General features: G+C 65.6%; 13 protein-coding genes. 7 read left to right on the top strand and 6 right to left on the bottom strand.

The genetic code is table 11. The features are described 5' to 3' along the window. Positions 1 to 88: 88 nt before the first annotated feature. From NMQ09_RS06430 to nth, 4 genes are all read right to left on the bottom strand, one after another. Positions 89 to 751 carry a hypothetical protein gene (locus NMQ09_RS06430; protein ID WP_255193672.1) on the bottom strand — a complete coding sequence of 221 codons (663 nt, stop codon included), beginning with the start codon at positions 749 to 751 and terminating at the stop codon, positions 89 to 91. A 103-nt stretch (positions 752 to 854) separates the two neighbouring features. Beyond that, positions 855 to 1619, bottom strand: a complete 765-nt coding sequence (locus tag NMQ09_RS06425) for an enoyl-CoA hydratase/isomerase family protein (RefSeq protein WP_255193670.1) — start codon at positions 1617 to 1619, stop codon at positions 855 to 857. A 141-nt stretch (positions 1620 to 1760) separates the two neighbouring features. After that, complete coding sequence (locus NMQ09_RS06420; protein ID WP_255193668.1) at positions 1761 to 2003, bottom strand: hypothetical protein; 243 nt, start codon at positions 2001 to 2003, stop codon at positions 1761 to 1763. A 78-nt stretch (positions 2004 to 2081) separates the two neighbouring features. Next, positions 2082 to 2765: an endonuclease III gene (gene nth / locus NMQ09_RS06415; protein ID WP_255193666.1), complete on the bottom strand. Its 684-nt coding sequence runs from the start codon at positions 2763 to 2765 to the stop codon at positions 2082 to 2084. 132 nt (positions 2766 to 2897) lie between these two features. Between nth and mvaD the strand changes: the two genes are divergently transcribed. Beyond that, positions 2898 to 3884 (top strand): phosphomevalonate decarboxylase MvaD, encoded by a 987-nt coding sequence (mvaD, locus tag NMQ09_RS06410; protein ID WP_255193665.1) that lies wholly within the window; start codon positions 2898 to 2900, stop codon positions 3882 to 3884. Positions 3885 to 4176: 292 nt separating this feature from the next. Here the strand turns inward: mvaD and NMQ09_RS06405 are convergent, their stop codons facing one another. Together NMQ09_RS06405 and NMQ09_RS06400 are read right to left on the bottom strand one after the other, a co-directional pair. Then, positions 4177 to 4596, bottom strand: coding sequence for a DUF371 domain-containing protein (locus NMQ09_RS06405; protein WP_255193663.1), 420 nt, complete (start codon positions 4594 to 4596; stop codon positions 4177 to 4179). A gap of 2 nt (positions 4597 to 4598) precedes the next feature. Continuing rightward, a complete protein-coding gene (locus NMQ09_RS06400) occupies positions 4599 to 7085 on the bottom strand; it encodes a DNA topoisomerase I (RefSeq protein WP_255193661.1) in 2487 nt (828 codons plus the stop codon). Between the two features lie 684 nt (positions 7086 to 7769). On the opposite strand from NMQ09_RS06400, the gene NMQ09_RS06395 reads away from it, so the two are divergent. The 6 genes from NMQ09_RS06395 to NMQ09_RS06370 are packed head-to-tail and all read left to right on the top strand — an operon-like array spanning position 7770 to position 14577. Continuing rightward, a complete protein-coding gene (locus NMQ09_RS06395) occupies positions 7770 to 8756 on the top strand; it encodes a Gfo/Idh/MocA family protein (RefSeq protein WP_255193660.1) in 987 nt (328 codons plus the stop codon). Beyond that, positions 8749 to 10194 (top strand): nucleotide sugar dehydrogenase, encoded by a 1446-nt coding sequence (locus NMQ09_RS06390; RefSeq protein ID WP_255193657.1) that lies wholly within the window; start codon positions 8749 to 8751, stop codon positions 10192 to 10194. Before NMQ09_RS06395 ends, NMQ09_RS06390 begins: the two co-directional genes overlap by 8 nt. Continuing rightward, positions 10187 to 11209 carry a glycosyltransferase family 2 protein gene (locus NMQ09_RS06385; protein WP_255193655.1) on the top strand — a complete coding sequence of 341 codons (1023 nt, stop codon included), beginning with the start codon at positions 10187 to 10189 and terminating at the stop codon, positions 11207 to 11209. The genes NMQ09_RS06390 and NMQ09_RS06385 overlap by 8 nt, the downstream gene beginning before the upstream one ends. Next, entirely contained in the window at positions 11202 to 11975 is a 774-nt protein-coding gene (locus NMQ09_RS06380; RefSeq protein ID WP_255193654.1) for a polysaccharide deacetylase family protein, read from the top strand. The genes NMQ09_RS06385 and NMQ09_RS06380 overlap by 8 nt, the downstream gene beginning before the upstream one ends. A gap of 1 nt (position 11976) precedes the next feature. After that, the gene (locus tag NMQ09_RS06375) at positions 11977 to 13536 is read left to right on the top strand and encodes an alkaline phosphatase family protein (protein ID WP_255193652.1); all 1560 of its coding nucleotides are present in this window, start codon (positions 11977 to 11979) and stop codon (positions 13534 to 13536) included. A gap of 3 nt (positions 13537 to 13539) precedes the next feature. Then, positions 13540 to 14577 carry a DUF354 domain-containing protein gene (locus NMQ09_RS06370; protein WP_255193651.1) on the top strand — a complete coding sequence of 346 codons (1038 nt, stop codon included), beginning with the start codon at positions 13540 to 13542 and terminating at the stop codon, positions 14575 to 14577. The last annotated feature ends 254 nt before the right edge of the window (positions 14578 to 14831 follow it).

Below are 14831 nucleotides of genomic sequence, written 5' to 3'. Positions count from 1 at the left end.
TCGACGGGCCGCGGGCTACGGAAGCTGAAATAGCGAAACCGATCGGTGCAACCGAACCGATTCTCCGGAACCGTGCTCGAGTCGCCGATCAGACGACGTCGTCGCGGTCGCGATCACGGTCGCGGTCGTCGTCGCCGAGGAGTTCGTCGTCGTCGTCGTCACCGATCAGGTCGTCATCGTCGTCGCCGATCAGGCCCTCGTCGTCATCACCGATCAGATCGTCGTCGTCTCTCATGCCGGTGTCGTCTCTCGTCCCGGTTCCACCTCTCGTCCCGGTGTCGTCGTCGCCGATCAGGTCGTCGTCACCGTCTCCCATGAGACCTTCGTCGTCGTCGCCGATCAGGTCGTCGTCATCGTCGCCCATGATGCCCTCGTCGTCTCTCATGCCGGTGTCGTCGCCGATCAGGTCGTCATCGTCGTCTCTAACGCCCGTGTCGGTTCTCGTCCCGGTGTCGGTGCCTGCTCCCGACCCCATCTCGGTGTCGGTCCCCGTCGATCCACCGGCGCCCGAGAGGTCGCCCTCGAGCCGAATGTGATCGTCGGTGATCTCGGCCACGGCCGTCTCCTGCAGTGGGTAACTGTCGTCTCCCGACCCTTCCCAGCCGAGTTTGGCCTTGATGGTCTCGAACATCCCTGGATCGGGCTCGACGTGGGCGGTGCCGTGCTCGATGGCCGCGACGATCCCCACGTCCTCGCCGTTCGCGTTGACCACTGTCTTGCCGACGTCGTCGTCAGTGAACTGTGCGGACATAACGGTATAGCGAAGGGCCCGTCGCGGGAAGTCGGTGATGCTTTCGCATGCCTGTCGTGCGAGCGTCGATCGAACACCCTGCACCCACTCGATTCCGTTCCCGTCAGTTGAAGTCGGGTTTCCGTCCCTCGAGGAAGGCGCTGACGCCTTCCTCGTGGTCGTCGGAGCTGTAGGCTTGCACCTGAAGCAGGTTCTCGTAGTCGAGCGCCTCGGACCAGCTCCGGCCGAGGTTCTCGTGCATCGCCTGCTTCGTCAGCCCGATGGTGAGCGTCGGCCGCCGGGAGAGCGTCTCGACGAGCTCGTCGACGCGGTCGTCGAGGTCGTCGGCCGCGACGGCCTCGTTGATCAGGTCGAGGTCGGCAGCCCGCTCGGCGTCGAAGAACTCGCCGGTGAACGCGAGCTGTTTCGCGGTTCGCAGCCCCACGAGTTCGGGCAGGATGAACGTTCCACCCGTGTCGGGGATGAGGCCGACGCGAACGAACGCACAGGAAAAACGGGCATCAGGAACGGCGTAGGCGAAATCCGAGAGCGCCGTGATAGCGAGCCCCGCCCCCACCGCGTCGCCGTTGACCTTCGCCACGATCGGCACCGGACACTCGAGCATCTCCTCGACGATCCGGCCGAAGGTCTCACAGATTCGCTCGTAGGCGTCCTGTGGCGTCTCGCGTCGCTCGGCCATCGCCTCGATGTCCCCGCCGGCGCTGAAGGCGTCGCCCTCACCCGTGACGACGACGGCGTGGTGGTCGTCGGGATCGGCACTCGCGACGTGCTCGGCGAACTCGACCGCTGTCTCCATCGAAAACGCGTTCAGGACGCCGGGCCGGTCGAACGTGATCCGTAACACTCCGTCAGCTTCGTCGACGTGCATGACTCGAGGGTGCTCGTCGCGAACCTTAACTGTGCCCGTCTCGGCGACGGGGTGACTCGCCGGCGGGACTCGAGTCAGTCGTGGCGGCCGTGATCGAAACTGGCGTTCCAGACGACGAAGGAGACGCGGCGTCGACGCACGCTAGCTGTTGTACGGCTCTTCGTCCCGGTGGTGGTCGGGATTTACGTTCTCGAGGGCGTCGTTCTCGCGCTCGTCGGACTGGTGTTCGATGTCCTGGCGGCGCTGTTCTTCCCGTTGCTCGCGTCGGGCCTCCTGCTGGGCCTCGGTGAGTTCCTCCTCGTCGATCTCCTCGGCTTCCTCGGCCTCGGGATCCTCTCGCTCGAGTTCGACGTCGCGGCCGTGGTCGGTGGATTCATTGGACATAGTGCTCACGCCCGTGGCGGTAGCGCAGTGAGGTGAAAAGCGGTTGGCCTTGCGAGCACAGCGTCGGGTCCGACTCGGCTACCAGGGCTCGCCCGAGGCGAGATCGATCTCGCTGTCACCGCGTTCTGCGGGGCAGACGTCCGCGAGCACGCACTCCTCACAGGACGGGTTCCGAGCCGTGCAGACCGCCCGACCGTGGTCGATGCAGAGGTGGGTGAACTGCTGCCAGTAGCCCTCGGGGACGACGCCCATCAGGTCCGCCTCGATCGGCTCGGGATACTGTTCCTCGGTCAGCCCCAGCCGACGCGAGAGTCGTTGCACGTGGGTGTCGACGACGATGCCCTCGACGACGTCGTGGCCGTGCTGGAGGACGACGTTCGCCGTCTTTCGCCCCACGCCGGGGAGGTCGGTCAACTCGGTCATCGTGTCGGGCACCTCGCCGTCGTGTTCCTCGAGGATTTTCGCACACGCCTCGCGGATGTATTTCGCCTTGTTGTTGTAGTAGGTGATCGAGTTCAGGTCCTCGGCGAGTTCCTCCTGGGGAGCGTTCGCGTAGTCCGCCGGCCCGTCGTACTTCGAGAAGAGGTGCTCGGTCTCCTGGTTCACCCGCGCGTCCGTACACTGCGCCGAGAGGATGACGGCAATCAGCAACTCGAGGCGATTCGCGTACCGAAGCGAGATCGTCGAGTCGGGGTAGGCCTCCTCGAGTCGCTCGATGACTACATCGGCCTGTTCCTCACGAGTACCGCACGGCGTTCCCATATGGGTGGGGTGGGAGGCCCGTCGTTTGAGCGTTCGGGTTCGCTCCCGGCCTCGAGCCGGCGACCGACGGCAGGTTCGACCGACGTTCGTCGAGTCGTGACCTTTATGCACCCATCAGACACCTGTCTGGGTATGAAAGCGACGGCCATGGCCCACCCGATCCAGGGGCTGGTCAAGTACCACGGGATGCGCGACGACATCGAACGGCTGCCCTACCACGACAGCATCAGCGTCTGTACGGCCCCGAGCCACACCCGGACGACCGTCGAGTTCTCGATGGACTACGACGACGACGTCTACGTCGTCGACGGCGAGGAACTCGAGGGTCGCGCGTTCGAACGCCTCGAGGCCGTCGTCGACAAGGCGCGCGGGATGTCCGACGCCGCCCACACGGTGTACCCGGTTCGGATCGAGAGCGAGAACAGCTTCCCGTCGAACGTCGGGCTGGGCTCATCCTCGTCGGGCTTCGCTGCGGCCGCAGTGGCGCTGGCCGAGGCGGCCGAACTCGACGTCACCCGCCAGGAGATCTCGACGATCGCCCGCGTCGGCTCAGCGTCGGCCGCCCGCGCGGTGACGGGTGCGTTCTCCCAGCTCTACACCGGGCTCAACGACGAGGACTGCGTCTCCCGACGCGTTCCGACGAACCTCCACGAGGAGCTGCGAACGATCGTCGCGCTCGTCCCCTACCACAAACACACCGAGTCGGCACATCGGGAGGCCGCCGACAGCCACATGTTCGAGGCGCGGATGGCCCACGTCCACGGCCAGATCGCCGAGATGCGTGACGCCCTCCGAACGGACGACTTCGAGCGGGCGTTCGAACTCGCCGAGCACGACTCGCTTTCCCTCGCCGCGACGACGATGACCGGACCCTCCGGCTGGGTCTACTGGCAGCCTGCCACCCTCGCCGTCTTCAACCGCGTGCGCGAACTCCGCGAAGAGGAGGAGATTCCGGTGTACTTCTCGACGGACACCGGCGCGAGCGTCTACGTCAACACCACCGAGGAACACGCCGAGTACGTCGAAGCGGAAATCTCCGACTGCGGCGTCTCGACGACGACGTGGAACGTCGGCGGCCCGGCCCGGCTGCTCGAGGACGAGTCGGACCACCTGTTCTAGCCGGCACCGGGCGACTCGGGCACCGCGTTCCCACCTCGATCACGCAAGGCCGTACTCGAGTGCCAGCTACGTCACGCAAGGCCGTACTCGAGTGCCAGCTACGTCACGCAAGGCCGTACTCGAGTGTCGGCTACGTCACGCAAGGCCGTACTCGAGTGTCGGCTACGTCACGCAAGGCCGTACTCGAGTGCCAGCTACGTCACGCAAGGCCGTACTCGAGTGTCGGCTACGTCGGTGCCGCGAGGTGAGCTTCGCTCGCGGCCGTAAAAATGGATCAGCCGCCCTCGCGTGGTTACTCGACGGCGAACGTCACCGTCGCCTCGGCACCGCCTGCGAGCGCGTCGACGAGGTCGCGGTCGAATCCTTCGGCGGCGAACTCGGCGCCGACCATCACGGTCCGGTCGTCGACGTACTCACTCGTCCGGCCGACCGCGCTGCGTTCGTTCGTGAACTCGAGTGCTGGATCGCCCCGCCCCGTGACCGTCTCCTCGTGACCGCCCGCGGCGATCGTCATCGTTATCGTCGCGTCCGGATCACGACACGCCTCGACGAACGCGGGGTCGAAGTCGGCGGGCGCGCGGTCGGCCTCGATCGCGAGGATGCAGTCGCCGGCGGGCGTGAGGTAATCGTCGGTCGTCACCTCGAACGTGCTCGCGTGGGCGGCGCGGACGTGTTCGTGTCCCCGCGCGTGGATGTGTTCTTCGAGCACCATCGCTAGGCCTTCGCCTGCCAGCTTCGGACGCGGTCGGCGCTGACGCCCTCGACCTCGCCGGCGACGTCGTCGGGGTCGGCGGCTGTCAGGTCGTCGAGACTTTCGATACCGGCGTCGGCGAGCTTTTCGGCCGTCTTCGCGCCGATCCCCTCGAGGGACTCGAGGTCCGAACCCGACTCGCTCTCGCGGGCCTGAAACTCGCGATAGTTACAGATGGGACAGCCCAGCTCCCAGGGCTCGTCGCCGTTGTGGATCACGAGCTCGGGCAGGTCGTGTTCGTCGCAGTACTCGTCGGTGACCTCGATCTCGCCCCGGCGGGGCAACGGCAGGGAGTACTCACAGTCGGGGTAGCGGGTGCAGCCCACCAGCCGAGAGCCGCTCTGGAGGGTCTTGATGGCGAGTTCGCCGCCGTGTTCGGCTCCGCAGTCGGGGCAGTCGCCGATGATCGGCCCTTCGCCGGCCTCCTCGGCCTTACAGAGCGGACAGCCGTGGACGAACGTCCCCCGGCCGGCGAGCATCTTGACGTGGTGGAGGTCGTGTTCCTCGCAGGTCTCCTCTAAGATCAGCGGCTTGCCCGTCGACGGCAGCGGGAGGGTGAACTCGCAGTCGGGGTAGCCGTCACAGCCGACGAAATACGAGCCGTAGCGGCTCCGGCGAACGAGTAAGTCCTCGCCACACTCCGGACAGGGGCCGAGGCGTTTGTCGGCTTTGAGCGACTTCCGGAGGTGGTCGCCGATCTCCTCTCTGGAGTCGACGAGGTCGTCGAAGATCGTCTCGAGCATCTCGCGGGATTCGGCGGTGACGTCGTCGAGGGTGGCCTCGCCGGAGGCGATCGCGTCCATGTCGGCCTCGAGCTGGGCCGTCATCTCCTCGCTGACCACGCGGTCGGCGTAGTTCTCGGCGGCGTCGACGACCGCCATCGCGAGCTGGGTGGGTCGGGGCGGATCGCTCTCGATGTAGCCACGGTCGTATAATTTTTCTAAGGTATTGTGTCTCGTACTTTTCGTGCCGATCCCCATCGCCTCCATGGTCTCGATGAGTCGCGACTGGCCGTACCGCCGGGGCGGCTGCGTCTCTTTCTCCTCGAGGTCGACCTCGCTGACGGCGAGTTCTTCTCCCTCCTCGACGGCGGGGACGTAGTTTTCGCTCGTGCTGTAGTACGGGTAGACGGCGTGGTATCCCGGCTCGACGAGGCGCTTGCCGTTGGCCTTCAGCCGGCGGTCGGCGGCCTCGGCGACGACCTTGAGGTGTTCCCACCTCGCGGGTTCGGCGACCGTCGCGTAGAAGCGCCGGACGACGAGTTCGTACACCTTCCACTCGTCCTCGTTGACGTCGCCCCCGCGAGTGGGAATCTCGCCGGTCGGGTGGATCGGCGGGTGGTCGGTCGTCTCCTCGTCGCCCTCGGTCGGGACGAGGTCGTGATCGGACTCGAGCAGCGACTCGGCTGACTCGCCGAGGACGGCGTGGCCCACGAATTCGTCGAGCAGCGTTTCGGGGTCGAGGTCGTCGGGGTAGACGGTGTTGTCCGTCCGGGGGTAGGTGATGTAGCCGGCGGTGTAGAGGTCCTCGGCGATGGACATCGCCCGTTTGGCCGAGAAACCGATCGCGCCAGCGGCGCGGATGAACTGCGTGGTGTTGAACGGCGCCGGGGGTCGGTCAGTTCGCGTGCGACGGGTGACGTCGACGACCGTCGCCGCGTCGGCACTCGAGAGCGCCTCGTAGGCCGCCTCGGCGTCGGGCGCTTCCCAGACGCGCTCGGCCTCGTTGCCGTCCTCGTCACGGTAGAAGTACTGCGCCTCGAAGGGCTCGTCGTCCTTGGTGAGGTCGGCGAACAGTTCCCAGTACGTCTCGGGGTCGAACGCCTCGATCTCGCGTTCGCGGTCGACGATCAGCTTGAGCGTGGGCGACTGGACTCGGCCGACGGAGACGAAGTCGTTGCCGAGTTGGCCCGACGAGAGCGAGAGAAACCGGGTCAGCGAGGCGCCCCAGATCAGATCGATGATCTGGCGAGCCTCGCCGGCGGCGGCGAGGTCGAAGTCGAGGTCGTCCGGCTGGTCGAACGCCGACTGCACCTCGTTCTCGGTGATCGAGGAGAAGCGCACGCGCCGGATCGGGACGTCCTCGTTGACGTCGCGGACGATCTCGTAGGCCTCCTTGCCGATGAGTTCGCCCTCGCGGTCGTAGTCGGTCGCGATCGTCACGAGCTCGGCCTGTCGGGCGAGGATGCGTAACGTGGCGACGATGTTCTCTTTCGTCGGCGTCTTCTCGATCGATGCGTCGACGAGCTCGACGGGTTCGACGTCTCGCCAGTCTGCGTACTCCGGTGGAAAATCGACGCCGACGACGTGGCCCGAGAGCCCCACGCAGCGCTTGCCGCCCCACTCGTAGACGTTGACGCCGCGTTCCCTGGTGGACTCCATCGAGCCGCCGCTGAGAATGTCGGCGATCCGCCGTGCAGCGTTGTCCTTCTCGGTAATAATCAGCTCCACGGCGGTTCACCTCCCGGTACGAGAGCCTCGGTCATCGTCGCCCGGTACGTCCGACCGTCGGATAACCCTTTCGGGCGAAATCGGCGGACAGCGCGGACGTACAGGCGTCCTGCGGCCGTTCGAAGTCGGAAACTACCGGTCCGCGGATACTGCTGATCGATGGTAGCTGGCGGTCTCGAGGGAGGAGTCGATGCTGAGCGGACGGGAGCGGAGGTCGTCGTCGTCGGTTTGACCCCGCCTAGAGGACGAAATGTCGGCGATCGATCCACTGGACGTCCGAAGGGGCAGTCGACCCGCCCGTGTCGGGCTGGCTCGAGAAAGTGCTGCCTAGCCGAGTAAGGTGACGGTATTCGTGTCCATCAGCCCCCACAATACGTACAGACGATGGATTAACGACTGGAACGGTGGCTTTCGCTTATGTCAGTCGATTCCGATTTCGAGCCACTATGGACGACGGAGCGACTGTGGGCGACGACGGTGGGGGTGGCGAACCGACCGCAGAGGGTGCTGTACCCGAGTCGCCAGTCTCGTATCCCGACGGTGGGTGCCACCGGTTTCGGTGGAGTTGTGACCGATCCGTGACCGACCCGAATTCCGCGACCGAGCCCAACGACCAGCCGGCAGCGGTGACGGAGCTGCTGTCGACGCTCGAGCAAGGCCACGTCACGGGGGTGCACGTCGGCGATGGCGCGTGAGCGGAGCCCGATCGACGTCGGCGTGATCGGCGTCGGAACGATGGGGAACCATCACGCACGGGTGTACGACGCCCTCCCGACGGCGAACCTGGTAGGCGTCTCCGACGTCGACGAGCGACGGGCGAGGCGGGTCGCTCAGAAGTACGAGACGAGCCCGATGGCGTTCGACCGACTCCTGCGCTCGGTCGACGCCGTCTCCGTCGCCGTCCCGACGGCACACCACTACGACGTCACGACGGCGTGTCTCGACGCAGGCGTCGCCCCGCTCGTGGAGAAACCGATCGCCAGCGACCTCGAGGAGGGACGGCGCCTTCGAGCGGCGGCGGCTCGAGCGGACGTCCCCGTCCAGGTCGGCCACGTCGAGCGATTCAACCCGGCGGTGACCACGCTCGAGGAGATCGTCTCCGACCTCTCGATCGTCAGCGTCGCGGCCGAACGGCTCGGGCCACCACCCGACCGACGGATCGACGACAGTGCGGTGCTCGATCTGATGATCCACGACATCGACGTCGTCTGCTCGCTGCTCGGGGAGACGCCCGAGACGATCGAGAGTGCCGGCGTTCGCGACAACCGGTACGCGTCGGCGCTCCTCTCGTTCGACTCGGGTCGAGTGGCCTCGCTGACGGCGAGCCGGCTGACACAGCGCAAGGTCAGACGCCTGCGACTCACCGCCAGGCAGTGTCTCGTCGAACTCGACTACACCGACCAGTCGATCGAGATCCACCGCCGATCGTACCCCGAGTACGTCGAGCGAAACGGCGACGTTCGGTACAGACACGAGAGCATCGTCGAGCGCCCGCAAGTGTCGAACGACGAACCGCTCCGGCGGCAACTCGAGTCGTTTCTCGAGGCCGTGGCGACGAACGACACGCCAGCGGTGACGATCGACGACGGAGTGGCTGCACTCGAGATCGCACACGCGATCGACGAGAACGCCCGCCGTGAACAGCGTCGGACGGAGATCATCGATGACTGATACGAGGGCCGAAAGAACGCACCGACAGCTGTACGGCGTCGAGCACTCGGATGAGTTACGCGAGTCGCTGACGTCGGGGGCGATTCCCGTCGCCGTCTACGGCCTCGGAAAGATGGGGCTTCCGCTGGCGGCGACCCTCGCCGAGACGACGGGGAACGTCGTCGGTGCGGACGTCGATCCGGCCGTCGTCGACGCCGTCAACGCCGGGGAGTCCCACGTGAAGCGGGAACCGGGGCTGGACGAGCTCGTAGCCGAAACCGTCGCCGAGGGCGCGCTCACGGCCACGGCAGATCCACGAGAGGCGGCGGCGGCCGGCGCGGTTCACGTCGTGATCGTCCCGACGCCGATCACCGACGACCACGAGCCCGATTACTCGATCCTCGACGACGTCGTCGCCGACGTCGCCACGGGGCTCGAGCCGGGTGACCTCGTGATCGTCGAGTGTACGGTCCCGCCGCGAACGGCCGCCGACCGCGTTCGCCCCGCGCTCGAGGAGGCGTCGGGGCTCGAACGCGGCGAGTTCGGCGTGGCGGTCTGTCCGGAACGAACGTCCAGCGGGCGGGCACTCGAGGACATCCGGGGCGCCTATCCGAAAGTCGTCGGCGGTGTGGACGAGGAGAGTACCCGCGCAGCGGCGATCCTCTACGAGGCGCTCACCAACGCGGCGGTTATCCGGGTCTCCGACGCGACGACTGCGGAGGCGGTGAAGGTGTTCGAGGGCGTCTACCGTGACGTCAACATCGGCCTCGCGAACGAGCTCGCGCGATTCACCGACGACCTCGAGATCGACGTTCGGGAAGCCATCGAGGTCGCGAACACCCTGCCGTACTGTGACATTCACGAACCCGGGCCCGGCGTCGGCGGTCACTGCATTCCGTTCTATCCGTACTTCCTGATCGACCCCTTCGAGACCGACGCCCCGCTGCTCGAGGCGGCCCGTACGGTGAACGATTCGATGCCGGCGTTCACGGTGGCGAAGCTCCGCGAAGAGTTCGCCGCCGAAGGCGTCGACCTGTCGGAGACGTCGATTCTGTTGCTCGGGTTGACGTACCGTCCCGGCGTCGAGGAGATTCGAGCGTCACCCTCGCTCGCGATCGCCGAGCAGCTCTCCGGGGCGGGAGCGACCGTCTACGGCGTCGATCCGCTGCTCGACTCGTTCGAGACGTTCGATCTCGAGGCGCTCGCGCTCGAGGCGGTCTACGACAGCCCGTTCGACGGCGTCGTGCTCGTCACGCCACACGAGGAGTTCCAGTCGATCCGGTGGGCGGACCTCGAGCGGGAGTCGGGGACGCTCGTCGTCGTCGACGGACGGGACGCACTCGAGACCGAGGCGGTCGCGGGGGCGGGCCATCGCGTGTACACACTCGGAAGCGATGCGTCCGGCGGCGATCGTGAGGATGCTTCAGGCGGCGATTACGGGGGTGGACGCGGTGTATAGGGGGCACACGGTTGGCGTCGTGGTCCCCGCGTACAACGAAGCGGGGTTCGTCGGTGAGGTGATCGAGACGATGCCCGAGTACGTCGATCGGGTGTACGTGATCGACGACGGGTCGACCGACGGCACCTGGTCGGAGATCGACGCCGCAGCGCAGAAAGCGAACGATGAGTACGGAAACGACCGGGCGGCGCTTGCCGCGACCGATGGCGGGTCGCCGTTCGAGACGCGCGTCGTTCCGATCCGACACGAACGCAATCGCGGCGTCGGCGCAGCACTCAAGACCGGCTACCTGGCGGCGCTCGAGGACGACCTCGACGTCACGGCCGTCATGGGCGGTGACGGACAGATGGATCCCGACATCCTGCCGCGGTTTCTCGACCCGATCATCGACGGCAAAGCCGATTACACGAAAGGAAACCGACTGCTGTACAAGGAGTTCCGGCAGGGGATGCCGAAGTGGCGTTTTCTCGGCAACGCGATCCTGACGTTCCTGACGAAGATCGCGAGCGGCTACTGGAAGATGATGGACCCGCAGAACGGCTACACGGCGATCTCACACCACGCCCTCGAGAACGTCGGCATCGAGTCGATGTACGAGTACTACGGCTACTGTAACGACCTGCTGGTGCGGCTGAACGCGAAGGGGATGCGCGTCGCCGACGTCGCGATGCCCGCCGTCTACGGCGACGAGGAGTCGAGCATCAGGTACGCCACCTACATTCGAAAGGTCTCGAGCCTGCTGCTCCGTGACTTCCTCTGGCGGCTGAAAGTCCGCTACCTCGTGCTCGACTTTCACCCCCTCGCGCTGTTTTACGTCATCGGGGCAGTCACGGCGCTTCTCGGCACGGCCGGCGGACTCTGGTCGCTGTACGCCTGGACGATGTACGGCCACTCGCTGTTCGTCCGTGGCTCGCTGAGCATGCTGTTGCTCATCACGGGGAGTATGTTCCTCATGTTCGCGATGCTGTTCGACATGCAGGCGAACGAGGCCCGAGAGGTGCAGATCCATGACTAGAGACTTCACGTTCGAGATGTACGAACGGCTGTTAGACACCGGCCTCGAGGCCGGCTACGACCACCTCACCGTCCGGGAGTACCTCTCCCGGGACGAGCCGCCGGATCGGTTCGTCGTTCACCGACACGACGTCGACAGAAAGCCGGAGAACGCACTGGCGATGGCCGAACTGGAAGCCGAGTACGGAATCTCGAGTACGTACTACTTCCGGACGATCGAGAAGACGTTCGAGCCGTCGCTGATCGAACGGATCGAATCGCTCGGCCACGAGGTCGGCTACCACTACGAGGATCTGGACCGAGCCGAGGGCGACCTCGAGCGAGCCCACCGATCGTTCACGTACGAACTCGAGCGCCTCCGGGACGTCGCGACGGTCGAGACGGTCTGTATGCACGGCAACCCGCTGACGAAACACGACAATCGGGAGCTGTGGGCCGGCCGGTACGCCGTCGACGACTACGACCTGCACGGCGAGGCGTACCTCTCGATGGATTTCACCGACGTCACGTACTTTTCCGATACGGGGCGGACGTGGGAAGACGGGGCGTTGAAGATCAAAGATCACCCCGTCGGCCGAGCGTCGAAATCCGTCCAGGTGGCCGACACCGACGAGTTGATCGCGCTCCTTGCCGCCCGATCGATCCCCGCGGTGTGCGTGCTCAGCCACCCGAACCGGTGGGCGCGAACGACCCCGGAGCTCGTCGCCGAGACGGCGAAAGACCTCGCGGTCAACGTCGCGAAACGCGGACTCAACGTGGTGAGATAAAGTGGCGACGATCGCGATCGGACTGGACGGCGCGAACTGGACGTTACTCGAGGAGTGGCTCGCCGAGGGCGCGTTGCCGAACCTCGAGCGCCTGATCGAAACCGGGATCGGCGGCACGAGCGAGAGCTGTTTGCCGCCGTTGACGGTCCCAAACTGGAAGTGCTATGCGACGGGGAAAAATCCCGGGAAGCTCGGCGTCTTCCGATTCGACAGGATCGACACCGAGTCACAGACGCACACGTTCCACGACGCCACTGACTTCCAGAGTGCGGAACTGTGGGACTACCTCAACGACGACGGTTACACGACCGGAATCGTGAACAAACCGTCGACGTATCCACCGAAATCCGTCGACGGCTTCGTCGTCGCCGGCGGGCCGGACGCGTCGGAATCGGAGTATCGGTCGCTCGAAACCGGCTTCACCCACCCACCCGATCTCGCAGACTCGCTGCGGGAGGAACTCGACTACTCAGTTCACCCGTCTCCGATGATCTCGCCGTCCGAGAAGGGAGCACAGGAAGTCGACGCGATACTCGAGCTCATCGAGTCGCGGTTCGAAGCTGCCGAGTGGCTGCTCCAGCGCGAACAGCCCGACTTCCTTCACCTGACCGTCTTCTACAATATGGCCCTCCAGCACTACTTCTGGCGGGACGAGCCGGTGTTTCGAGCCTGGAAGGTGATCGACAGAAACCTGGCCCGGTTCATGGACGACGGCCACGATCTGATTCTCCTCTCCGATCACGGCACCTGTCACGTCGAAACGGTGTTTTACGTCAACGTGTGGCTCGAGGAGCACGGCTACCTGACGACGACGGCGAGCCTCGATCGGTGGCTCGGACGGGCCGGGGTGACCAGAGAGCGTGCGCTGTCGCTCGCCAAGCGGTTCGGAATGGTCGACGTGCTCAGCACCGTGGTTCCAGAGCGCGTGCAGAAGATCGTCCCGTGGGAGGAAGGCGTAAAGCGCGATCGGGTACTGTCGGCGATCGACTGGGAGGAGACGCGTGCCGTTGCCAGTACCCAGGGGCCACTCTACCTGACGCTCGAGCCCGATTCGCCCGCCTACGAGCAGACGCGGGAAGAACTCATCGACGAGCTTCGGGGGCTGACCCACCCCGAGACGGGCGACCCGATCATCACCGACGTCCATCGTGGCGAAGAGTACTACCGGGGGCCGTACGCCGAATCGGCACCCGACTTGCTCCTCGAGCAGGGGCCGAACGTCCACACGAGCGACGCGATCGGCCCGCAGTCGTGGCACGCGTCGACCGGCGTCTGGAAGGGCGGAAACATGCCGAACGGACTCTTCCTGCTGAACGGCCCACGGTTCCGTGAGGGAGGGCTCGACGGCCACGCCCGGATCGTCGACCTCGCGCCGACGATCCTCTACGCGATGGACGTGGCGATCCCGATCGACGTGGATGGCACCGTCCTCGACGTGTTTCCCGAACGCGTAGACGACCACCTCGAGTATCGCCAGCCACTTTCGGGCTCGAGCGGCGACGGGCGAGACGCGACCGAAGAGATCGAAGAACGGCTCACGGACCTCGGCTACCTCGAGTGAGCGATGCGGGTCCTGTTCGACGTCACGCATCCGGCACACGTCCACCTCTTCCGAAACGTCATCGACGAGCTACAGGCGCTCGGCCACGACACGGTCGTCACCTCGAGGGAGAAAGACGTCACCGTCGACCTGCTCGACCACTATCGTATCCAGCACCGGGTCATCTCCGCTCAGTCGAGCGGTGTGCCGGGCACAGCCGTCGAGTGGCTCCGTCGTAGTGTCCGGCTCTTGCAGATCGCAAGGTCGGTCGACCCGGACGTCGTCGTGAGTCGATTCAATCCGGCGTCGACTGCGGTCGCGTCGGCGCTCGGCTGTCCGTGCCTGCTGTTCGACGATACGGAGCACAAACCGGCGGCGCTCAAACGGATCACGTATCCGCTCTCAGATCGCGTCTACACCCCGACCAGTTTCGACCTCGAACTCGGCGCCAACCAGGTCAGGTACGACGGCTACCACGAACTCGCGTACCTGCACCCGGATCGCTTCGAACCAGATCCGACGGTCCTGGCCGACGTCGGCGTCGACGAAACGGACCAGCTCGTCGTGGTACGACTCGTCTCGTGGCTCGCACCACACGACGTCGGCCAGAGCGGGTTCGACGACGTCCTCGACGCCGTTACGACGCTCGAGGCCGCCGGCGCAACGGTCGTCATCACCGCGGAAGCGGACGTCCCCGACCGACTCGAGCGCTACCGCGCGCCGGTGGCGGTCCACGAGATTCACGACCTGCTGTACTACGCCGACCTCTTCATCGGAGAGAGCGGGACGATGACTATCGAAAGCGCCACCCTCGGCACGCCGGCGATCTTCGTCTCGTCGATCGAACTCGGCGTGATCGAGGAACTGCAGGAGGAGTATGGACTCGTATTCAGTTACCGAGACGGCACGAAACACCGGCTGGGACTCGAGAAGGCGGTCGAGATACTGACCCACGGTGACGAAAGCCAGTGGGGGCGACGACGGGAACGGCTGCTGCAGGAGAAGATCGACACGACCGAGTTCGTGGTGAACGAGATCCGCCGTTACGATCGCGACCGATAATTCGTTCCGTCCCCCACTTTGAGGACGGGCTTTCGAGCACAATCCCTCGTTTCTTCACTCGGCATACGGACCGCTGTACGTCATCACCGGCGTAACCGCAGGACGGTCGCGGTTGCGCCGGTACATCGGTACAGCAATCCGTCTCATAAGGACCATTGTAGTTACGTACCGCCGATCGCCAGCGGTGGGATCGTCGGTAAATAGTTACAACACTCCCTATCAGCCCCCGGTCACCCCACCCGCCGACTGATTCG

This window comes from Natronobeatus ordinarius (assembly GCF_024362485.1).
Classification (GTDB): domain Archaea; phylum Halobacteriota; class Halobacteria; order Halobacteriales; family Natrialbaceae; genus Natronobeatus; species Natronobeatus ordinarius.
The sequence above is the reverse complement of the archived record's forward strand: the minus strand, read 5'-3'. Positions and strand labels throughout refer to the sequence as shown.

Bases quoted from the DNA above. Each gene is read 5' to 3' on its own strand.
- NMQ09_RS06420 (WP_255193668.1), bottom strand. From the start codon at position 2,003: ATGTCCAATGAATCCACCGACCACGGCCGCGACGTCGAACTCGAGCGA.
- NMQ09_RS06425 (WP_255193670.1), bottom strand. From the start codon at position 1,619: ATGCACGTCGACGAAGCTGACGGAGTGTTACGGATCACGTTCGACCGG.
- NMQ09_RS06430 (WP_255193672.1), bottom strand. From the start codon at position 751: ATGTCCGCACAGTTCACTGACGACGACGTCGGCAAGACAGTGGTCAAC.
- NMQ09_RS06395 (WP_255193660.1), top strand. From the start codon at position 7,770: ATGGCGCGTGAGCGGAGCCCGATCGACGTCGGCGTGATCGGCGTCGGA.
- mvaD (WP_255193665.1), top strand. From the start codon at position 2,898: ATGAAAGCGACGGCCATGGCCCACCCGATCCAGGGGCTGGTCAAGTAC.
- NMQ09_RS06370 (WP_255193651.1), top strand. From the start codon at position 13,540: ATGCGGGTCCTGTTCGACGTCACGCATCCGGCACACGTCCACCTCTTC.
- NMQ09_RS06390 (WP_255193657.1), top strand. From the start codon at position 8,749: ATGACTGATACGAGGGCCGAAAGAACGCACCGACAGCTGTACGGCGTC.
- nth (WP_255193666.1), bottom strand. From the start codon at position 2,765: ATGGGAACGCCGTGCGGTACTCGTGAGGAACAGGCCGATGTAGTCATC.
- NMQ09_RS06405 (WP_255193663.1), bottom strand. From the start codon at position 4,596: ATGGTGCTCGAAGAACACATCCACGCGCGGGGACACGAACACGTCCGC.
- NMQ09_RS06380 (WP_255193654.1), top strand. From the start codon at position 11,202: ATGACTAGAGACTTCACGTTCGAGATGTACGAACGGCTGTTAGACACC.